Origin of the sequence: Streptomyces asiaticus, from assembly GCF_018138715.1 — a bacterium.
In the GTDB taxonomy this organism is placed as follows: domain Bacteria; phylum Actinomycetota; class Actinomycetes; order Streptomycetales; family Streptomycetaceae; genus Streptomyces; species Streptomyces asiaticus.
In genome coordinates, this window is the sequence record NZ_JAGSHX010000006.1 from 3,121,667 (window position 1) to 3,143,765 (window position 22,099).

The 22,099-nt window shown below is 72.2% G+C and carries 1 protein-coding gene; it reads right to left on the reverse strand.

What is annotated here, in order from left to right:
- Positions 1-15: 15 nt before the first annotated feature.
- On the reverse strand, positions 16-22,077 hold the full coding sequence (locus tag KHP12_RS20875; RefSeq protein WP_211833436.1) for a type I polyketide synthase: 22,062 nt from the start codon (positions 22,075-22,077) through the stop codon (positions 16-18).
- Positions 22,078-22,099: the final 22 nt, after the last annotated feature.

A 22,099-nucleotide genomic window follows, 5' to 3' on the forward strand; every position in this document is an offset into this window, starting at 1 on the left:
TCAGAACGCTCCCGTTCAGGAGGAGCCGAGTTCGTCGTCGAGCAGGTCGAAGAGCTCATCGTCGGTCGCGGATTCGAGGTCGTGGTCGTCGGTGTCGCCGTCGCCGGTCGCGTCCTGGGCGTCGTTCCACTTCGCCAGGAGCGCCTGGAGGCGCATGGTGATCCTGGAGCGGGTCACGCTGTCGTCCGCGGCCACCGCCAGGGCGGCTTCCAGCCGGTCGAGTTCGCCGAACACCGACGGACCGCCGCCGTCTCCGTGCGGGAGTTCCGCGCGCAGATGGTCGGCCAGGGCGTCGGGGGTCGGGTAGTCGAAGATCAGCGTGGCGGGCAGCCGCAGGCCGGTGGCCGCGCCGAGCCGGTTGCGGAGTTCGACGGCGGTGAGCGAGTCGAAGCCCAGCTCCTTGAAGGCCGCGCCGGGTTCGATCGCCGCCGCGCCGCCGTAGCCGAGCACGGTGGCCACCTGGCCGCAGACCAGGTTGAGCAGGAAGCGGTCCCGTTCGGCCGCGGACATGCCCGCGAGCCGCTCGGCGAGGCTCGCCGCCTCGTCCGCCCCGCCGCCGCCACCGGCCGCGGCGCGCCGTACGGGGGTACGGATCAGCCCGCGCAGCAGCGGGGCGACCCCGGCCGTGGACTGGGCGCGCAGGGCGGCGATGTCCAGGGCGGCGGGGATCAGCACCGCGTGTCCGGCCAGGCCCGACACATCGAACAGGGCCAGGCCCTCGGCGTTGCTCAGCGCGCCCATGCTGCCGCGGCTCATCCGCTGCCGGTCGGCGTCCGCGAGGGTCGCGGCCATGCCACCCTCGTCCTCCCACAGGCCCCAGGCCAGGGAGACGGCGGGCAGGCCCTGGGCGCGGCGGTGCTGGGCGAGGGCGTCCAGGAAGGTGTTGGCCGCCGCGTAGTTGCCCTGCCCCGGGTTGCCGAAGACACCGGCGGCGGAGGAGAACAGTACGAAGGCTGTCAGGTCGAGGTCTCGGGTGAGCTCGTGCAGGTTCCACGCCGCATCCACCTTCGGGCGCAGGACGTGGGCGACGCGCTCGGGGGTGAGGGACTCGATGATCCCGTCGTCGAGCACGCCCGCCGCGTGGATCACGGCGGTGAGCGGGTGGTCGGCGGGGACGGACGCGATGACCTCGGCCAGGGCGGTGCGGTCGGCCGCGTCGCACGCCACCCAGTGGGCTTCGGCGCCCAGCTCGGTGAGTTCGGCGGCGAGTTCGGCGGCGCCCGCCGCCTCCGCGCCCCGCCGGCTGGTGAGCAGCAGCCTCCGGGCGCCGCGCTCGGTCACCAGATGGCGGGCCAGCACCCCGCCCAGGGTGCCGGACGCGCCGGTGACCAGCACGGTGCCCGCCGGGTCAAGACCGGGCACGGCCGCCTCGTCCAGGGCCGCCACCCGCGCGAGCCGCGGCGCGTGGACGACCCCGGCGCGCACGGCCAGCTGCGGCTCGTCGGTCCGCAGGGCCGCCACGAGGGCGGGGAGCCAGCCGTGGGGGGTGGTGGGGGTGGCGGTGGGCGGGGTGCCGTGGGGCGGGGTGCCGGTGGCCGGGACGCCGTGGGTCGGGGTGCCGTTGGCCAGGTCGCGGTGAGCCAAGTCGCCGTGGGCGGTGCCAGCGGCCGGGTCGCCGTGGGCGGGGGCACCGGTGGCCGGGGTGCCGGTGGCCGGGTCGCCGTGCGTGGCGACGCCACGGGCCAGGGCTCCGTGGATGTCGATGTCTCCCTGGACGTCGACCAGGACGAACCGGCCCGGGTGCTCGGCCTGCGCCGAGCGCACCAGGCCCCAGGCGGCGGCGTGCGTCAGGTCGTCCACGCCCTCGGCCGCTTCGACGCCCTCGGCCGCCTCGGCCCCCGCGTCGTCCCCCATGGTCACGGCCACGGCGCCACGGGTGAGCAGGACCAGCCGGGAGTCGGCGAACCGCTCGTCCGCGAGCCACTCCTGGACCAGCGCCAGCGTCCGCCGGACGACGGCGTGCGCGGCGCCCGCGGTGTCCCCGGGCGTGCCCAGGTCGGGCAGGCACGGCACCAGGACCACATCGGGCGCGATGCCCTCGGCCTCCACCGCCTCGGCGAGCGCGGGAAGTCCCGCGTACGTCTCGGCCTCGATACCGGTGTCCGCGTCCGCCAGCGCGGCCGTGAGCTTCAGATCGCCGCCGCCGAAGCCGTCCAGGACGGCCCACAGGGCGGTGTCCTCCGACCGCTGCGGCGCTGCGGGTGTGGGCAGCGCGGCCCAGTCGACGCGGAACAGCGCCTCGTGGTGTGCGGTACGGGCGCCGGCGAACTGCTCGGCGTCCAGTGGCCGCAGCGCCAGCGAGCCGACCGACACCACCGGGGCACCGGACTCGTCGCTGATCTCCAGCGCCACCGCGCCGTGCCCGGCCGGGGAGACCCGCACCCGCAGCGCGGTCGCGCCGACCGCGTGCAGCCGTACGGCGTCCCACGAGAACGGCAGCCGCGCCTGACCCGCCTCCTCGGCCGGGAAGAACCCGCCGAGCGCCACCGTGTGCAGCGCGGCGTCCAGCAGCGCCGGGTGCAGCCCGTACGCACGGGCCTCGCCCTGCCGGTCCTCGTCGAGCGCCACCTCGGCGAACACCTCGTCCCCGCGCCGCCAGGCCCTGCGCAGGCCCTGGAACACCGGGCCGTAGGCGAGGCCGAGCGCGGCGAAGCCGTCGTACAGCCCCTCCACGTCGAGCGGTTCGAGGTCGGCGGTCGCGGTGGCGGCCGTTTCAGCGGCCGGGGGCCACTCCGCCGGGCCGGTGGCGGTGGTGGCGGAGCCGGAGACCGTGAGCACACCGGAGGCGTGCCGGATCCACGGCTCGTCGGTGGCGTCCTCCAGCCGCGAGTAGACGGTCAGCGCGCGCCGCCCGTCGGGGCCTTCGGGCTCGTCCACGGCGACCCGCAGCTGCACCCCGCCGCGCTCCGGCAGGATCAGCGGCGCTTCGAGGGTCAGCTCGTCCAGCAGATCGCAGCCGACCTGGTCACCGGCCCGAACCGCCAGCTCGACCAGGGCCGTACCGGGCAGCAGCACGGTGTCCATGACGGCGTGGTCGGCCAGCCAAGGGTGGGTACGGAGCGAGAGACGGCCCGTGAAGAGGACGCCCTCGGAGTCGGGCAGATCCACGGCCGCGCCGAGCAGCGGGTGATCGGCCGCGCCCAGACCGGCCGAGGCCACGTCGCCGATGGTCCCGGCGGGGGCCTCCAGCCAGTAACGCTCGCGCTGGAAGGGGTACGTGGGCAGCTCGGTGCGCTGGGCACCGGTCCCCGCGAAGAACGCCCTCCAGTCCACCGCCACACCACGGACGTGGGCCCGAGCGACGGCCGTGGTCAGCGCCTCGGCCTCGGGACGGTCCTTGCGCAGCGCGGCGGCGAAGCCGGCCGCGTCGGCGTCGGTGACGCACTCCTGGGCCATGGCGGTGAGGACACCGTCCGCGCCCAGCTCGATGAACGTGGTGACGCCCTTGGCCTCGAGGGTGCGGACACCGTCGAGGAAGCGGACGGCCTCGCGGACGTGGCGCACCCAGAACTCGGGGGTCGTGATCTCCTCGGCGGAGACCACGTTCCCGGTGAGGTTGGAGACGATCGGGATGCGCGGGGCCTCGTAGGTCAGCCCCTCCGCGACCTCGCGGAAGGCGTCCAACATGCCGTCCATACGCGGGGAGTGGAACGCGTGGCTCACGGTGAGGCGCTTGGTCTTACGGCCTTGGGCCTCGAAGCCCGCCGCGATCTGTACGGCCGCGCCCTCGTCACCTGCGATGACGACGGAGGTCGGCCCGTTGAGGGCGGCGACGCTGACGCGCTCGGTGAGCAACGGCACCACCTCGTCCTCGGACGCCTGGATGGCGATCATCGCGCCACCGGCGGGCAACGCCTGCATCAGACGGCCACGAGCGGCCACCAGCTTGGCGGCGTCGGCGAGCGAGAGCACACCCGCCACATGCGCGGCGGCCAGCTCACCGATGGAGTGGCCGGACAGGAAGTCCGCCTTCAGACCCCAGGTCGCCACCAGCCGGAACAGGGCCACCTCGATGGCGAACAGCGCGGGCTGGGTAAAGCCGGTCTGGTCCAGCGCCTCGGCGTCGTCCCCGAACAGCACCGTCTTCAGCGGCCGTTCGAGATGCGCGTCCAGCTCATCGCACACCGCGTCGAACGCCTCCGCGAACACCGGATAGGCGTCGTAGAGCTCACGGCCCATGCCGAGCCGCTGGCTGCCCTGGCCGGTGAACAGGAATGCCACCTTGCCATCGGCCACCGAGCCCTGCGTCAGCCCGGCCACCGACTCACCGCCCGCCAGCGCCTCCAGACCCGCGACCAGCCCGGCACGGTCCGCGCCGACCACGACCGCACGGTGGTCCAGTGCGGCGCGCGTGGTGGCGAGCGAGTAGCCGAGGTCGGTGAGCGAGACGTCGGGCCGCCGGTCGAGGTCGGCGAGCAGCCGCCCGGCCTGCGCGCGCAGCGCGTCAGCGCTCTTGCCGGAGAGCAGCCACGGCAGAGCGGACGGCTGAGTGACCGGGGCCGGGGCCGGGGCCGGGGAAGCCTCCGCCGGTTCGGCCTCGGGGGCCTGCTCGATGATCGTGTGCGCGTTGGTACCGCTGAAGCCGAACGACGAGATCGCCGCCCGCCGGGGACGACCCGACTCCGGCCACTCCACCGACTCCTGCAACAGCGACACCGCACCCTCAGACCAGTCAATATGCGGCGACGGCTCCTGCGCGTGCAACGTACGCGGCAACACACCATGCCGCATCGACATGACGATCTTGATGATCCCCGCGACACCGGCCGCGGCCTGCGTGTGCCCCATGTTCGACTTGATGGAACCGAGCAGCAACGGCCGCTCCGCCTCCCGCTCCTGGCCGTAGGTGGCCATGAGCGCCTGGGCCTCGATGGGGTCGCCGAGGCTGGTCCCCGTGCCATGCGCCTCCACCGCGTCCACCTCGGACGCCGACAGACCCGCATTCGCCAACGCCTGACGAATCACCCGCTGCTGCGACGGACCGTTCGGCGCCGTCAGACCATTGGACGCACCGTCCTGGTTGATCGCGCTGCCCCGCACGACGGCGAGCACCGGATGACCGTTCTTCCGCGCGTCCGACAACCGCTCCACCAGCAGCATGCCCGCGCCCTCGGACCAACCCGTACCATCCGCATCCGCCGAGAACGCCTTGCACCGCCCATCAGCAGCCAACCCACGCTGACGACTGAACTCCACAAACGGCGCCGGAGTCGCCATCACCGTCACACCGCCCGCGAGCGCCAGCGAACACTCACCGTTCCGCAACGCCTGCACCGCCAGATGCAACGCCACCAACGACGACGAACACGCCGTGTCCACCGTGATCGTCGGCCCCTCAAGGCCAAACGTGTACGCCAACCGACCCGAAATCACACTCGCCGCATTACCCGTACCGACGAAGCCCTCCACACCTTCCGGAAGTGCCGGCAGCGAGGACGCGTAGTCGTGGTACATCACACCGGCGAACACACCGGTACGGCTGCCGCGCAGCACGCCCGGGTCGATGCCCGCCCGCTCGAACGCCTCCCACGACGTCTCCAGCAGCAACCGCTGCTGCGGATCCATGGCGAGGGCCTCACGCGGCGAGATCCCGAAGAAGCCCGGGTCGAAATGGCCCGCCCGGTCGACGAATCCGCCCTCTCGGGAGTACGAGGTGCCCGGGTGGTCGGGGTCCGGGTGGTAGAGCCCTTCCAGATCCCAGCCACGGTCGGTCGGGAACTCGGAGATCGCGTCCCGGCCCTCCAAGACCAACCGCCACAGATCCTCCGGAGTCTCCACCCCACCCGGATAACGGCAACCCAACCCCACGATCGCGATCGGCTCATCATCGGCGGCCGACACCACCACCGGACCCGCCACCGCAGCCGCAGCCCCCACAACCTCCGCACGCAGGAACTCGGCGAGCACCGCAGGCGTCGGATAGTCGAAGACCAGCGTCGCGGGCAGCCGCAGCTCACTCACCGCACCCAACGCGTTCCGCAACTCCACCGCCGTCAGCGAGTCAAAGCCCAGCTCACGGAAGGAGCGATGCGGTTCGACGGTGTCCAGCGAGTCATGACCGAGTACGGCCGCGACCTGCGTACGGACCAGCTCCAGCAGGGCGTCGAACTGCTCAGTCTCGCCCAGCCCGGCGAGCCGCCGCGCCAGCGCGCCCGACGCCGCCGCACCCTTCGCCGCACGCCGCGCCGGAACCCGCACCAGGCCCCGCAGCAGCGGCGCCACCACACCGGTCGACGCGGCCTCGGCGCGCATCACGGCCAGGTCGAGCCGTACGGGGACGAGCAGCGCCTCGTCCGTGCGGTACGCGGTGTCGAACAGCTCCAGACCCTCGGACGCCGAGAGCGCCACGACGCCACCCCGGCTCATCCGGGACACATCCGCGTCGTCCAGCTCACCGGTCATGCCGCTGGAGTCGGCCCACAGGCCCCAGGCCAGCGAGGTGGCCGGCAGGCCACGGGTCCGGCGGTGCTGGGCTAGGGCGTCCAGGTAGGCGTTGGCGGCCGCGTAGTTGCCCTGGCCCGCATTGCCGAAGACGCCTGCGGCGGAGGAGAACAGTACGAAGGCGGTCAGGTCGAGGTCGCGGGTCAGCTCGTGGAGGTTCCACGCCGCATCCACCTTCGGACGCATGACATGCGCTATACGCTCGGGGGTGAGCGAACCGATCACACCGTCGTCCAACACACCGGCCGTGTGCACCACGCCCGTCAGCGGATGCTCCGCCGGAATACCCGCCAGCACCTCGGCCAACGCGTCACGATCCGCCACATCACACGCCGCCCAGCGCGCCTCGGCGCCCAGCTCGGTGAGTTCGGTGGTGAGTTCGGCTGCCCCGGGGGCCTGGTCGCCGCGGCGGCTGACCAGCAGCAGGTGCCGTACGCCACGCTCGGCTGCCAGGTGGCGGGCGAACAGGCCGCCCAGGGAGCCGGACGCGCCGGTGACCAGCACCGTGCCGTCCGGATTCCACTCCGGGGCCGCGTTGTCGGCCGCCGAGGCGGCGCGGGCCAGGCGTGGCGTCTTCAGGACGCCCTCCCGCACCGCGACCTCGGCCTCCCCGGTCGCGAGCACGTCGGGCAGTACGGCACGCGAGTCGTCGTGGCCGTCGACGTCGATCAGGACGATGCGGTCCGGGTTCTCGGACTGCGCCGAGCGCACCAGACCGCGGACCGCGGCGCCTGCCAGGTCTGTCACCGGCTCAGCGGCCTCGGTGGCCACGGCGCCGGAGGTCAGCAGGACCAGACGGGAGTCCGTGAAACGGTCCTCGGCCAGCCAGGACTGGAGGAGGTGGAGGGCTTGGGTGGTGGCCTCGCGTGCGGCCCGGGTGGGGTTCTCCCCCACCCCGCCCCTTCCCGAAACTCGGGGCTCCGCCCCAAGACCCCGGTCCTCAAACGCCGGACGGGCTTGAATTGCCGCACCCGAGCCTTCAGATACCGCGCCCGGACTTTCAGATGCCGCGCCGCCCGAGTGAGCGCCCGGACGCCCCTCGGGCGTGTCCTCAAACGCCGGACGGGCTTGATGCGTCAGGTTCACCACAACCTGAGCCGGCAGGACCGTTCCGGAATCCACGGCCTCGGACAGCGCCGCCAAGTCCGGATACACCGTGGCGCCCAACCCGAACACGTCCGTGCCCAGCACCGCCCACCGGCCGTCCGCCGAGTCCACGGGGACGGGCGTCGACGCCCACTCCACGCGGTACAGCGACTCGTGATACGCCGTACGCGCGCTCTCCAACTGCTCGGCCGACACCGGCCGCAACACCAGCGAGTCCACCGACAGCACCGCATGCCCGGCACCATCCGCCACCGCCAACGACACCGCGTCCGTACCGGCCGCCGACAACCGCACCCGCAGCACCGAAGCACCCACCGCATGCAGCGAAACCCCGGACCACGAGAACGGCAGCCGGGCCCCGGCCTCGCCCTCGATCAGGCCACCGAGTCCGACCGCGTGCAGCGCCGAGTCCAGGAGCGCCGGATGCAGACCGAACAGCCCCGCGTCGGCCTGTCCGTCCTCCGGCAGCTCCAGCTCCGCGTAGACCTCATCACCCAGCCGCCACGCGGACGTCAGACCCTGGAACACCGGGCCATAGGCCAGCCCCAGGCCCGCCATGCCCTCGTAGAAACCATCCAGCGCAACCGGCGTCGCACCCGCCGGAGGCCATACGCCCAGGTCGAACGACGCCGCCGACGCACCCTCCACGAGCGCACCCGAGGCGTGCCGCAGCCACGGCTCATCGGCGGCCGCGTCCTCAAACCGCGAGTACACCTCAAACGCACGACGACCGGACCCATCCGGCTCACCCACCGACAGCTGAAGCTGAACACCACCCACCTCCGGAAGCACCAGCGGCGCCTCCAGCGTCAACTCCTCAACCTGGTCACAGCCCACCTGGTCACCCGCGCGAACCGCCAGCTCAACAAAGGCCGTACCCGGCAGCAGCACCGACCCCATCACGGCGTGATCCAACAGCCACGGATGAGTCTGCGCCGAGATCCGCCCGGTCAGCAGCACACCGTCACCGCCCGCGAGCGGTACGGCGGCCCCCACGAGCGGATGGTCCACGGCGGCCAGCCCGAGCCCCGCCGTGCCACCGACGCCGTAGGCCGACGCCTGCGGCCAGTACCGGCGGCGCTGGAAGGCGTACGTCGGCAGGTCGGTCAGCTCGACGCGAGCCGCCCCCGTACCGGCGAAGACGGCCGCCCAGTCCACGGCCACACCACGGACGTACGCCCGTGCCACGGCGGCGTGGACCGCCCGTGCCTCGGGCCGACCGGCCCGCAACACGGCGGCGAATCCGGCCGCCTCGGCGTCGGTGACGCACTCCTGGGCCATGGCGGTGAGGACACCATCGGGGCCGAGTTCGAGGTAGGTGGTGACGCCCTGGACTTCCATCGTCCGGACACCGTCGAGGAAGCGGACCGCCTCGCGGACGTGGCGCACCCAGAAGTCAGCCGTCGTGATCTCCTCGGCGGAGACGACGTTCCCGGTGAGGTTGGAGACGATCGGGATGCGCGGGGCCTCGTAGGTCAGCCCCTCCGCGACCTCGCGGAAGGCGTCGAGCATCCCGTCCATACGCGGCGAATGGAACGCGTGGCTCACGGTGAGCCGCTTGGTCTTACGGCCCTGTGCCTCGAACGACGTGGCGATCGCGACAGCCGCCTCCTCGTCACCTGCGATGACGACGGAGGTCGGGCCGTTGAGCGCAGCGATTGAAACGCCGTCGGTGAGCAGCGGTACGACTTCGTCCTCGGACGCCTGGATGGCGATCATCGCGCCACCGGCAGGCAGCGCCTGCATCAGACGGCCACGCGCCGCAACCAACTTCGCCACGTCCGCCAGCGAGAGCACACCCGCCACATGCGCGGCGGCCAGCTCACCGATCGAATGCCCGGACAGGAAGTCCGCCTTCAGGCCCCAGGTCTCGACCAGCCGGAACAGCGCCACCTCAACCGCGAACAACGCGGGCTGAGTGAACCCCGTCTGATCCAGCGCCTCGGCGTCCTCCCCGAACAGCACCGTCTTCAACGGCCGCTCAAGGTGCGCATCCAGCTCATCGCACACCGCGTCCAGCGCCTCGGCGAACACAGGATAGGCGTCGTACAGCTCACGGCCCATCCCGAGTCGCTGGCTCCCCTGTCCCGTGAACAGGAACGCCACCTTGCCGCCAGCAGCCGACCCCTGGATCACCTCGGCGCCGGACTCGCCGCGTGCCAGCGCGTCCAGGCCGCGCAGGAAGCCCTCGCGGTCGTCGGCCACCAGCACCGCACGGTGGTCCAGCGCGGCGCGCGTGGTCGCAAGGGAGTAGCCGAGGTCGGCCGGTGCGAGCTCCGGCCGCTCGTCCAGGTAGGAACGGAGCCGCCCGGCCTGCGCAGGCAGCGCGTCGGCGGTCTTCGCCGACAGCGGCCACGACGTCACACCAGGCGCCGCCGCCACCGCACGCGGGGGCTCGTCCTCGCTGACCGGGGCCTGCTCGATGATCGTGTGCGCGTTGGTACCGCTGAAGCCGAACGACGAGATCGCCGCCCGTCGGGGACGACCGGACTCCGGCCACTCCACCGACTCCTGCAACAGCGACACCGCACCCGCAGACCAGTCAATATGCGGCGACGGCTGCTCCGCGTGCAACGTACGCGGCAACACACCATGCCGCATCGCCTGCACCATCTTGATAATGCCCGCGACACCGGCGGCGGCCTGCGTGTGCCCCATGTTCGACTTGATCGAACCGAGCAGCAACGGCCGCTCCCCATCCCGCTCCTGGCCGTACGTCGCCATGAGCGCCTGGGCCTCGATGGGGTCGCCGAGACTGGTCCCCGTGCCATGCGCCTCCACCGCGTCCACCTCGGACGCCGACAGACCCGCATTCGCCAACGCCTGACGAATCACCCGCTGCTGCGACGGACCATTCGGCGCCGTCAGACCATTCGACGCACCATCCTGATTGATCGCGCTGCCCCGCACCACCGCCAGCACCGGATGACCGTTCTTCCGCGCGTCCGACAGCCGCTCCACCAGCAGCATGCCCGCACCCTCGGACCACCCCGTACCATCCGCATCCGCCGAGAACGCCTTGCACCGCCCATCAGCAGCCAACCCACGCTGACGACTGAACTCCACAAACGGCGCCGGAGTCGCCATCACCGTCACACCACCGGCCAACGCCAGCGAACACTCACCGTTCCGCAACGCCTGCACGGCCAGATGCAACGCCACCAACGACGACGAACACGCCGTATCCACCGTGATCGTCGGCCCCTCAAGGCCAAACGTGTACGCCAACCGACCCGAAATCACACTCGCCGCATTACCCGTACCGAGGAAGCCTTCGACGCCCTCGGGCACCCGCTCCAGCAGCGAGGCGTAGTCGTGGTACATGACGCCCGCGAAGACACCGGTACGGCTGCCCCGCAGCACACTCGGATCGATGCCCGCCCGTTCGAACGCCTCCCACGACGTCTCCAGCAGCAACCGCTGCTGCGGATCCATGGCGAGGGCCTCGCGCGGCGAGATCCCGAAGAAGCCCGGGTCGAAGTGGCCGGCGTCCTCCACGAAGCCGCCCTCGCGGGCGTAGCTCGTTCCGCTGTGGTCCGGGTCCTCGTGGTAGAGCGCCGAGAGGTCCCAGCCGCGGTCGGTGGGGAACTCGGAGATCGCGTCCCGGCCCTCCATGACCAACCGCCACAGATCCTCCGGAGTCTCCACCCCACCCGGATAACGGCAACCCAACCCCACAATGGCGATCGGCTCATCATCGGCGGCCGACACCACCACCGGACCCGCCACCGCAGCCGCAGCCCCCACAACCTCCGCACGCAGGAACTCGGCGAGCACCGCAGGCGTCGGATAGTCGAAGACCAACGTCGCGGGCAGCCGCAGCTCACTCACCGCACCCAACGCGTTTCGCAGCTCCACCGCCGTCAGCGAGTCAAAGCCCAGCTCACGGAAGGAACGGTCGGGCTCGACCGTCTCCGGACCGGCGTATCCGAGCACCGTCGCGACGTTCGTACGGACCAGGTCCAGCAGCACATCTTGCTGCTCGGCCTCGCCCAGCCCGGCGAGCCGCCGCGCCAGCGCACCCGACGCCGCCGCGCCCTCCGCCGCACGCCGCGACGGAACCCGCACCAGTCCACGGAACAGCGGCGCCAGCGCACCGCTGCCCGCCTGTGCCCGGAGCGCGGCCATGTCCAGCGACATCGGCACCAGCACCGCCTCGTCCGTGCGGTACGCGGTGTCGAACAGCTCCAGACCCTCGGACGCCGAGAGCGCCACGACGCCACCCCGGCTCATCCGGGACACATCCGCGTCGTCCAGCTCACCAGTCATCGCGCTGGAGTCGGCCCACAGGCCCCAGGCCAGCGAGGTGGCCGGCAGGCCACGGGTCCGGCGGTGCTGGGCTAGGGCGTCCAGGTAGGCGTTGGCGGCCGCGTAGTTGCCCTGACCCGCATTGCCGAACACACCGGCGGCGGAGGAGAACAGTACGAAGGCGGTCAGGTCGAGGTCGCGGGTCAGCTCGTGGAGGTTCCACGCCGCATCCACCTTCGGACGCATGACATGCGCTATACGCTCGGGGGTGAGCGAACCGATCACACCGTCATCCAGCACACCGGCCGTGTGCACCACGCCCGTCAGCGGATGCTCCGCCGGAATCCCCGCCAGCACCTCGGCCAGCGCGTCACGGTCCGCGACATCACACGCCGCCCAGCGCGCCTCGGCGCCCAACTCGGCAAGCTCAGCCGTGAGGTCGGCCGCGCCCGGCGCCTCGTCACCACGACGGCTCACCAGCAGCAGCTGCCGTACGCCACGCTCCGCCACCAGATGGCGGGCGAACAGGGCGCCCAGCGTGCCACTCGCGCCGGTGACCAGCACCGTGCCATCGGCTGCGAACTCCGGCGCGCCGTCCCCGGAGCCCGTAGCGGCGGCCCGCGCCAGACGCGGCGACCGCAACACCCCGTCCCGAACGGCCACCTGCGGCTCGCCCGACGCCAGCGCGTCCGGCACCGCCGCCACCGACTCAGCCGCGCCATCGACGTCCACCAGGACAAACCGGCCGGGGTTCTCCGACTCAGCCGAGCGCACCAGACCCCAGACAGCTGCATGGGCCAGATCGGACACCGGCTCATCCGCACCAGCAGCCACGGCACCAGAGGTCAACAAGACAAGGCGCGAGTTGGTGAAACGGTCGTCCGCCAGCCACTGCTGCAGCAGGCTCAGCGCCTCGGCGGTGGCGCGGTGCGCCGTATCGGCGGGTGAGGAGCATTCCCCAATCCCGCCCCTTCCCGCAACCTGGGGCTCCGCCCCAAGACCCCGGTCCTCAAACGCCGGACGGGCTTGATTTGCCGCAGCAGCGTGCGGCGCCGCAAAGCTCGAGGACAGGGCGACCACCACATCATCCGGCAACTCCGTGGCACCGGACTCCACCGCCGCAGCCAACGCGTCCAGATCGGCATAGGTATCGAACCCCTGCCCGGCCGACGCCAAGCCGAGACCGTCCGACCCCAGCAGCGCGCAGCGCCCGACCCCGCCCTGCGCGGGCACCTCGACCCAGTCGAGCCGGTACAGCGACTCCTGACGACCACCCCGCGCACCCTGAATCTGCTCGACCGACACCGGCCGCAACACCAGCGAATCCACCGACAGCACCGCACGCCCAGCACCATCCGCCACCGCCAACGACACCGCACCCACACCCGCCGCCGACAACCGCACCCGCAGCACCGAAGCACCCACCGCATGCAGCGAAACCCCGGACCACGAGAACGGCAGCCGGGCCCCGGCCTCGCCCTCGATCAGGCCACCGAGTCCGACCGCGTGCAGCGCCGAGTCCAGGAGCGCCGGATGCAGACCGAACAGCCCCGCGTCGGCCTGTCCGTCCTCCGGCAGCTCCAGCTCCGCGTAGACCTCATCACCCAGCCGCCACGCGGACGTCAGACCCCGGAACACCGGGCCATAGGCCAGCCCCAGGCCCGCCATGCCCTCGTAGAAACCATCCAGCGCAACCGGCGTCGCACCCGCCGGAGGCCATACGCCCAGGTCGAACGACGACGCCGACGCACCCTCCACGAGCGCACCCGAGGCGTGCCGCAGCCACGCCTCATCGGCGACCGCGCCCTCAAACCGCGAGTACACCTCAAACGCACGACGACCGGACCCATCCGGCTCACCCACCGACAGCTGAAGCTGAACACCACCCACCTCCGGAAGCACCAGCGGCGCCTCCAGCGTCAACTCCTCAACCTGGTCACAGCCCACCTGGTCACCCGCGCGAACCGCCAGCTCAACAAAGGCCGTACCCGGCAGCAGCACCGACCCCATCACGGCGTGGTCCAACAGCCACGGGTGAGTGTCGAGTCCCAGACGGCCCGTGAGCAGCAGCCCCTCGCCACCGGCCAGTGGCACAGCGGCCCCGACCAGCGGATGGTCGACGGTTGCCAGGCCCAGCCCGGCCGTACCGCCCACGACGGTCGGGAGCTCGGGCCAGTAGCGCGCGTACTGGAAGGCGTACGTCGGCAGCTCCACCCGAGCCGCGCCCGTACCGGCGAAGTACGCCGCCCAGTCCACCGCCACACCGCGCACATGGGCGCGTGCGAGGGCCTTCGTCAGCGTCTCGGCCTCGGCCCTGCCCTTGCGCAGGGCCGAGACGAACGCGGCGTCCTCACCGGTGACACACTGCTGCGCCATCGCGGTGAGCACACCGTCCGGGCCCAGCTCGACAAACGTGGTGACACCCTGGGCTTCCAGGGCCCGCACCCCGTCCAGGAAGCGGACGGCCTCGCGGACATGGCGCACCCAGAAGTCGGGAGTCGTGATCTCCTCGGCGGAAATCAGCTCGCCCGTCAGGTTGGACACGATCGGGATGCGCGGAGCCTCGTACGACAGCCCCTCCGCGACCTCGCGGAACGCCTCCAGCATCCCATCCATACGCGGCGAATGGAACGCGTGGCTGACCGTGAGCCGCTTGGTCTTACGACCCTGCGCCTCGAAACCGGAAGCGATCGCGACAGCCGCGTCCTCATCACCCGCGATCACCACCGACGACGGCCCGTTGAGGGCGGCAATCGACACACGCTCGGTCAGCAGCGGCGTCACCTCGTCCTCCGACGCCTGCACCGCGACCATCGCGCCACCCGCCGGAAGCGCCTGCATCAACCGCCCACGCGCCGCCACCAACTTCGCCGCATCCGCCAGCGACAACACACCCGCCACATGCGCGGCCGCCAGCTCACCGATCGAGTGCCCCGACAGGAAGTCCGCCTTCAGACCCCATGCCTCGACCAGCCGATACAGCGCGACCTCGATCGCAAAGAGCGCGGGCTGAGTGAACCCGGTCTGGTCCAGCGCCTCCGCGTCATCCCCGAACAGCACATCCCGCAGCGGCCGCTCCAGATGCGCGTCCAGCTCCGCACACACCGCGTCCAGCGCCTCCGCGAACACGGGGTAGGCGTCGTACAGCTCACGCCCCATCCCCAGCCGCTGGCTCCCCTGCCCCGTGAACAGGAACGCCACCTTGCCACCGGCCACCGAACCCTGAACGAGCGTCGCGGCGCGACGCCCCTCGGCCAGCGCCCCCAGAGCCTTCAGCAGGCCATCCCGGTCCTCGGCCACCACCACCGCGCGGTGGTCGAACGCCGATCGGCCGGTCGCCAGCGAGTAGCCCAGGTCGACCGCGCCCAGCTCGGGCCGGTCCGCCACATGGGCGACCAGCCGCTCGGCCTGGGCCCGCAGGGCGGCCGCGCTGCGGCCGGACAGCACCCACGGCACCACACCCGGAGCCACAGCACTCGCAGGAGCCTCAGCCGTCTCCACCTCCGGCGCCTGCTCGATGATGGTGTGCACATTCGTGCCGCTGATGCCGAACGACGACACGCCCGCGCGGCGCGGACGGCCGGTCTCCGGCCATTCCGCCTGCTCGGTGAGCAGCGAGACGGCCCCCGCCGACCAGTCCACGTGCGGCGACGGCTCGTCCGCGTGCAGGGTCCGCGGAAGCACCCCGTGCCGCATGGCGAGGACCATCTTCATGATGCCCGCGACACCGGCGGCGGCCTGGGTGTGGCCCATGTTCGACTTGATGGAACCGAGCAGCAGCGGCCGCTCGGCGTCCCGCTCCTGGCCGTACGTGGCGAGCAGCGCCTGCGCCTCGATCGGGTCGCCCAGCGTCGTACCCGTGCCGTGCGCCTCGACCGCGTCCACATCGCCGACCGACAGCCCGGCGGCGGCCAGTGCCTGCCGGATGACGCGCTGCTGCGACGGACCGTTCGGCGCCGTCAGACCATTCGACGCACCGTCCTGGTTCACGGCGCTGCCGCGCACCACCGCGAGCACCGGGTGGCCATTCCGCCGCGCGTCCGACAGCCGCTCCACGAGCAGCATGCCCGCGCCCTCGGCCCAGCCCGTGCCGTCCGCGTCCGCCGAGAACGCCTTGCAGCGGCCGTCGGCGGACAGACCGCCCTGGCGGCTGAAGCCGACGAACGTACCGGGGGTCGCCATCACCGTGACACCACCGGCCAGCGCCATCGTGCATTCGCCCGAGCGCAGCGCCTGCATCGCCCAGTGCAGCGCCACCAGCGACGACGAGCACGCCGTGTCCACGGTGACGGCCGGGCCCTCCAGGCCGAGGGCGTAGGCGACGCGGCCGGAGGCGATGGAGCCCGTGCTGCCGGAGCCGATCGCGCCCTCGCCGCCACCGTCCGGTGCCTGCTCCACGAGCGTGGCGTAGTCGTGGTACATCACGCCCGCGAACACACCGGTCCTGCTGCCGCGCAGCGTGGCCGGGTCGATGCCCGCGCGCTCGAACGCCTCCCACGACGTCTCCAGCAGCAGCCGCTGCTGCGGATCGGTGGCGAGGGCCTCGCGCGGCGAGATCCCGAAGAAGGTGGGGTCGAAGTCTGCGGCGTCGTGGAGGAAACCGCCCTCGCGGGTGTACGAGGTGCCGGGGTGTTCCGGGTCCGGGTGGTAGAGCGCGTCCAGGTCCCAGCCACGGTCGGTGGGAAAGCCGGAGATCGCGTCCTGGCCGGAGGACAGCAGCCGCCACAGGTCCTCGGGGGTGCGCACCCCGCCCGGGAAGCGGCAGCTCATGCCCACGATGGCGATCGGCTCGTCGTCGAGCGCGCCCACGGTCGACACCGGCAGGCCGGACTGGGCGCGGGTGCCCGCCAGTTCGTCCCGGAGGTGTTCGGCCAGGACGAGGGAGGTCGGGTAGTCGAAGACCAGGGTGGCGGGGAGCCGCATCCCGGTGACCGCGTTCATGCGGTTGCGCAGTTCGACGGCGGTCAGCGAGTCGAAGCCCAGGTCGCGGAAGGCGCGGTCGGGGTCCACGGAGTCGGCGGTGGCATAGCCCAGGACGGCCGCGACCTGGGTACGGACCAGCTCCAGCAGCGTCTCCAGCTGCTCGGCCGCGTTCAGGCGGGCCAGCCGCTGCGCCAGGGCGCCCGTTCCGGCGGAGCCCTCGGCCGTACGCCGTGCCGGGACCCGCACCAGCCCGGACATCAGCGGGGCCACCACACCGGTGGACGCCGCCTCGGCCCGTGCCGCCGCCAGGTCGAGACGCACCGGGACGAGCAGGGCCTCGCCCGCCCGTCCGGCCGCGTCGAACAGCTCCTTGCCCTCGTCGGTGGCGAGCGCGGCGACGCCGCCCCGGCTCATCCGGGACATATCGGCCTGGTCCAGTTCACCGGTCATCGCGCTGGAATCGGCCCACAGGCCCCAGGCCAGCGAGGTGCCGGGCAGGCCGAGCGCCGTACGGTGCTGGGCCAGCGCGTCCACGTAGGCGTTGGCGGCGGCGTAGTTGGCCTGTCCGGCGGCGCCGAAGACGCCGGCGGCGGAGGAGAACAGTACGAAGGCGGTCAGGTCGAGGTCGCGGGTCAGCTCGTGGAGGTTCCACGCCGCGTCCACCTTCGGACGCAGCACCCGCTCCAGCCGCTCCGGCGTCAGCGAACCGATCACACCGTCGTCCAGCACACCGGCCGTGTGCACCACGCCCGTCAGCGGATGCTCCGCCGGAATCCCCGCCAGCACCTCGGCCAGCGCGTCACGGTCCGCGACATCACACGCCGCCCAGCGCGCCTCGGCGCCCAACTCGGCAAGCTCGGCGGTGAGGTCGGCCGCGCCCGGCGCCTCGTCACCACGACGGCTCACCAGCAGCAGCTGCCGTACGCCACGCTCCGCCACCAGGTGGCGGGCGAACAGGCCGCCCAGCGTGCCACTCGCGCCGGTGACCAGCACCGTGCCATCGGCTGCGAACTCCGGCGCGCCGTCCCCGGAACCCGAGCCCGCGGCGGCGGCCCGCGCCAGACGCGGCGACCGCAACACCCCGTCCCGAACGGCCACCTGCGGCTCGCCCGACGCCAGCGCGTCCGGCACCGCCGCCACCGACTCAGCCGCGCCATCGACGTCCACCAGGACAAACCGGCCGGGGTTCTCCGACTCAGCCGAGCGCACCAAGCCCCAGACAGCTGCATGGGCCAGATCGGACACCGGCTCATCCGCACCAGCAGCCACGGCACCAGAAGTCAGGACGACCAGGCGCGAGTTGGTGAAACGGTCGTCCGCCAGCCACTGCTGCAGCAGGCTCAGCGCCTGGGCAGTGGCGCGGTGCGCCGTATCGGCGGGTGAGGAGCATTCCCCAATCCCGCCCCTTCCCGCAACCTGGGGCTCCGCCCCAAGACCCCGGTCCTCAAACGCCGGACGGGCTTGATTTGCCGCAGCAGCGTGCGGCGCCGCAAAGCTCGAGGACAGGGCGACCACCACATCATCCGGCAACTCCGTGGCACCGGACTCCACCGCCGCAGCCAACGCGTCCAGATCGGCATAGGCGTCGAACCCCTGCCCGGCCGACGCCAAGCCGAGACCGCCGGACCCCAGCAGCGCGCAGCGCCCGACCCCGCCCTGCGCGGACACCTCGACCCAGTCGAGCCGGTACAGCGACTCCTGACGACCACCCCGCGCACCCTGAATCTGCTCGACCGACACCGGCCGCAACACCAGCGAATCCACCGACAGCACCGCACGCCCAGCACCATCCGCCACCGCCAACGACACCGCACCCACACCCGCCGCCGACAACCGCACCCGCAACACCGAAGCACCCACCGCATGCAACGACACACCAGCCCACGAGAACGGCAACCGCGCCCCCGCCTCACCCTCGATCAGACCACCCAACCCCACCCCGTGCAGCGCAGAATCCAACAGCGCCGGATGCAGACCAAACGCACCCGCCTCAGACCGCGCACCCTCCGGCAGCTCCAGCTCCGCGTAGACCTCATCACCCAGCCGCCACGCGGACGTCAGCCCCCGGAACACCGGGCCGTACGTCAACCCGGCCTCGGCCAGGCCCTCGTACAGGCCCTCGACCGGCAGCGGCGACGCCCCCGCCGGGGGCCACGCCGCCAGGTCGAACGACGCCGTGGGAGCGCCCGAGCCCAGCACACCCGACGCGTGCCGCATCCACAACTCGTCGACCGCCGCGTCCTCGGACCGCGAGTACACCGTCAGCGCGCGCCGTCCCGAACCGTCGGGCGCGCCCACCGAGAGCTGGAGCTGGACACCGCCCGCCTCGGGAAGCACCAGCGGCGCCTCCAGCGTCAGCTCCTCCAGCAGATCACAACCGACCTGGTCACCGGCGCGTATCGCCAGTTCCACGAAGGCCGTACCGGGCAGCAGCACCGAGCCCGCCACCGCGTGGTCGGCCAGCCACGGATGGGTGTCCAGGGCGAGCCGGCCGGTGTAGAGGAAGCCGTCGGAGTCGGCGAGCGCCACCGCGGCGCCCAGCAGCGGATGGTCGGCCACGCCGAGCCCGGCGGACGCCATGTCGCCCGCCCAGTAGCCGGTGTCGAGCCAGTAGGTGTCGCGCTGGAAGGGGTAGAGCGGAAGGTCGGTACGGGCCGTGTCCGTTCCGGCGAACACCGCGGCCCAGTCCGGGGAGACACCGTGCACATGCGCCCCGGCGACGGCGGTGGCCAGACTCTGGAGCTCCGGACGGCCGGAGCGCAGCGCGGACACAAGGGTGGCGTCGTCGCGGGTCAGGCAGTCCTGGGCCATGGCGGTGAGCACACCGTCCGGGCCCAGCTCCACGAACGTCGTGACGTTGCGCTCCTCCAGCGTCCGTACGCCGTCGAGGAAGCGGACGGCCTCACGGACGTGGCGCACCCAGAAGTCAGGAGTGGTGATCTCGTCGGCGGACACCACGCCACCGGTCAGATTCGACACGATCGGAATCTTCGGAGCCTCGTACGACAGCCCCTGCGCAACCTCGCGGAACGCGTCCAACATGCCGTCCATACGCGGCGAGTGGAACGCATGGCTCACGGCGAGCCGCTTGGTCTTACGACCCTGCGCCTCGAAACCAGAAGCGATCGCGACAGCCGCGTCCTCATCACCCGCGATGACCACCGACGACGGCCCGTTGAGGGCGGCGATGGACACGCGCTCAGTGAGCAGCGGCGCCACCTCGTCCTCGGACGCCTGGACGGCAATCATCGCGCCACCCGCCGGAAGCGCCTGCATCAACCGCCCACGCGCCGCCACCAGCTTCGCCGCATCCGCCAGCGACACCACACCCGCCACATGCGCGGCAGCCAACTCACCAATCGAATGCCCGGAGAGGAAAGCGGGCCGCAGCCCCCACGCCTCCGAGACCAGCCGGAACAACGCCACCTCAACCGCGAACAGCGCGGGCTGAGTGAAACCGGTCTGGTCCAGCGCCTCGGCATCGTCCCCGAACAGAACGTCCTTCAAAGGCCGCGCGAGATGCGGATCCAGCTCCGCGCACACCTCATCCAGCGCCTCCGCGAACACCGGATAGGCGTCGTACAGCTCACGCCCCATCCCCAGCCGCTGGCTCCCCTGCCCCGTGAACAGGAACGCCACCTTGCCGCTCGCGACCTTGCCCTCGACCAGCCCGGTCGCGGGCTCCTCGCGGGCCAGCGCGTCAAGGGCCCGTATCAGGCCCTCGCGGTCATCGGCGACGATCGCGGCCCGGAGTTCGAAGGCGGCCCGGCCGGTGGCCAGCGAGAAGCCGACGTCGGTGAGGCGCAGTCCGGGGTTGGCCTCGAGGTGGGCGCGCAGGTTGGCGGCCTGGGCGCGCAGCGCGGGGCGGCTCTTGGCGGCCACGGTCCACAGCGGCAGCGCGGTGGCGGTGCGGGTCTCGGCCGGCGCGTCGCCGTCAGCCGTCTTGGCGGCTTCCGCCTCCTCCGGCTCCGGCGCCTGCTCCAGGATGGTGTGCGCGTTGGTGCCGCTGATGCCGAACGAGGACACCGCGGCCCGGCGCGGCTGCCCGGTGTCCGGCCAGGCGCGCCCCTCGGTCAGCAGCGAGACGGCGCCCGCCGACCAGTCGACGTTGGGGGTGGGCTGGTCGACGTGGAGGGTGCGCGGAAGCACCCCGTGGCGCATCGCCATGACCATCTTGATGATGCCCGCGACACCCGCGGCGGCCTGCGTGTGCCCGATGTTGGACTTGATGGAGCCCAGCCACAGCGGCTGGTCCTCGCTGTGGTGGCGCCCGTACGTGGCGAGCAGGGCCTGGGCCTCGATGGGGTCGCCGAGCGTGGTGCCCGTGCCGTGCGCCTCGACCACGTCGATCTGCCCGGGGGCGAGCCGGGCGGCGGCCAGGGCCTGGCGGATGACGCGCTGCTGCGAGGGGCCGTTGGGCGCGGTCAGCCCGCTGCTGGCGCCATCCTGGTTGATGGCGCTGCCACGGACGACGGCCAGCACCTGGTGGCCGTTGGCGCGGGCGTCGGAGAGCCGCTCCAGCAGCAGCATGCCCGCGCCCTCGCCCCAGCCGGTGCCGTCGGCGGCGGCCGCGAACGACTTGCAGCGGCCGTCCGCGGCGAGTCCGCGCTGGCGGCTGAACTCGGTGAAGGTGCCGGGGGTGGACATGACGGTGACACCGCCGGCCAGGGCCAGCGAGCACTCCCGGCGGCGCAGCGCCTGCGCGGCGAAGTGCAGGGCGACCAGCGAGGAGGAGCAGGCCGTGTCGATGGTGACGGCCGGCCCCTCCAGGCCGAAGGTGTAGGCGACGCGGCCGGAGGCGATGGAGCCGGAGCTGCCGTTGCCGAGGAAGCCTTCGACGTCCTCGGGCGCGGAGAACAGCCGGGAGGCGTAGTCGTGGTACATCACGCCCGCGAACACGCCGGTCTGGCTGCCCTGGAGGGTGGTCGGGTCGATGCCCGCGCGCTCGAACGCCTCCCACGACGTCTCCAGCAGCAGCCGCTGCTGCGGGTCCATGGCCAGGGCCTCGCGCGGTGAGATGCCGAAGAACGCGGGGTCGAAGTCGGCCGCGTCGTGCAGGAATCCGCCCTCGTGGACGTACGGCTCCTGGCCGCTGTCCGGGTCCGGCTCGAAGAGGACGTCGGTGGCCCAGCCGCGGTTGGTGGGGTACGGCGTGGCCGCGTCACCGCCGCGGGCGACGAGCTGCCACAGCTCCTCGGGGGTGCTGACCCCGCCGGGGTAGCGGCAGCTCATCGCCACGATGGCGATCGGCTCCTGCTCGCGCTCCTCGACCTCGCGCAGCCGCCGCCGCGCCTCGCGCAGGTCGGTGGTGGCCCGCTTGAGGTAGTCGAGGTACTTCTCTTCGTTCGCCGTCGCCATTACGCCGTCCCCGCGGTGCTGA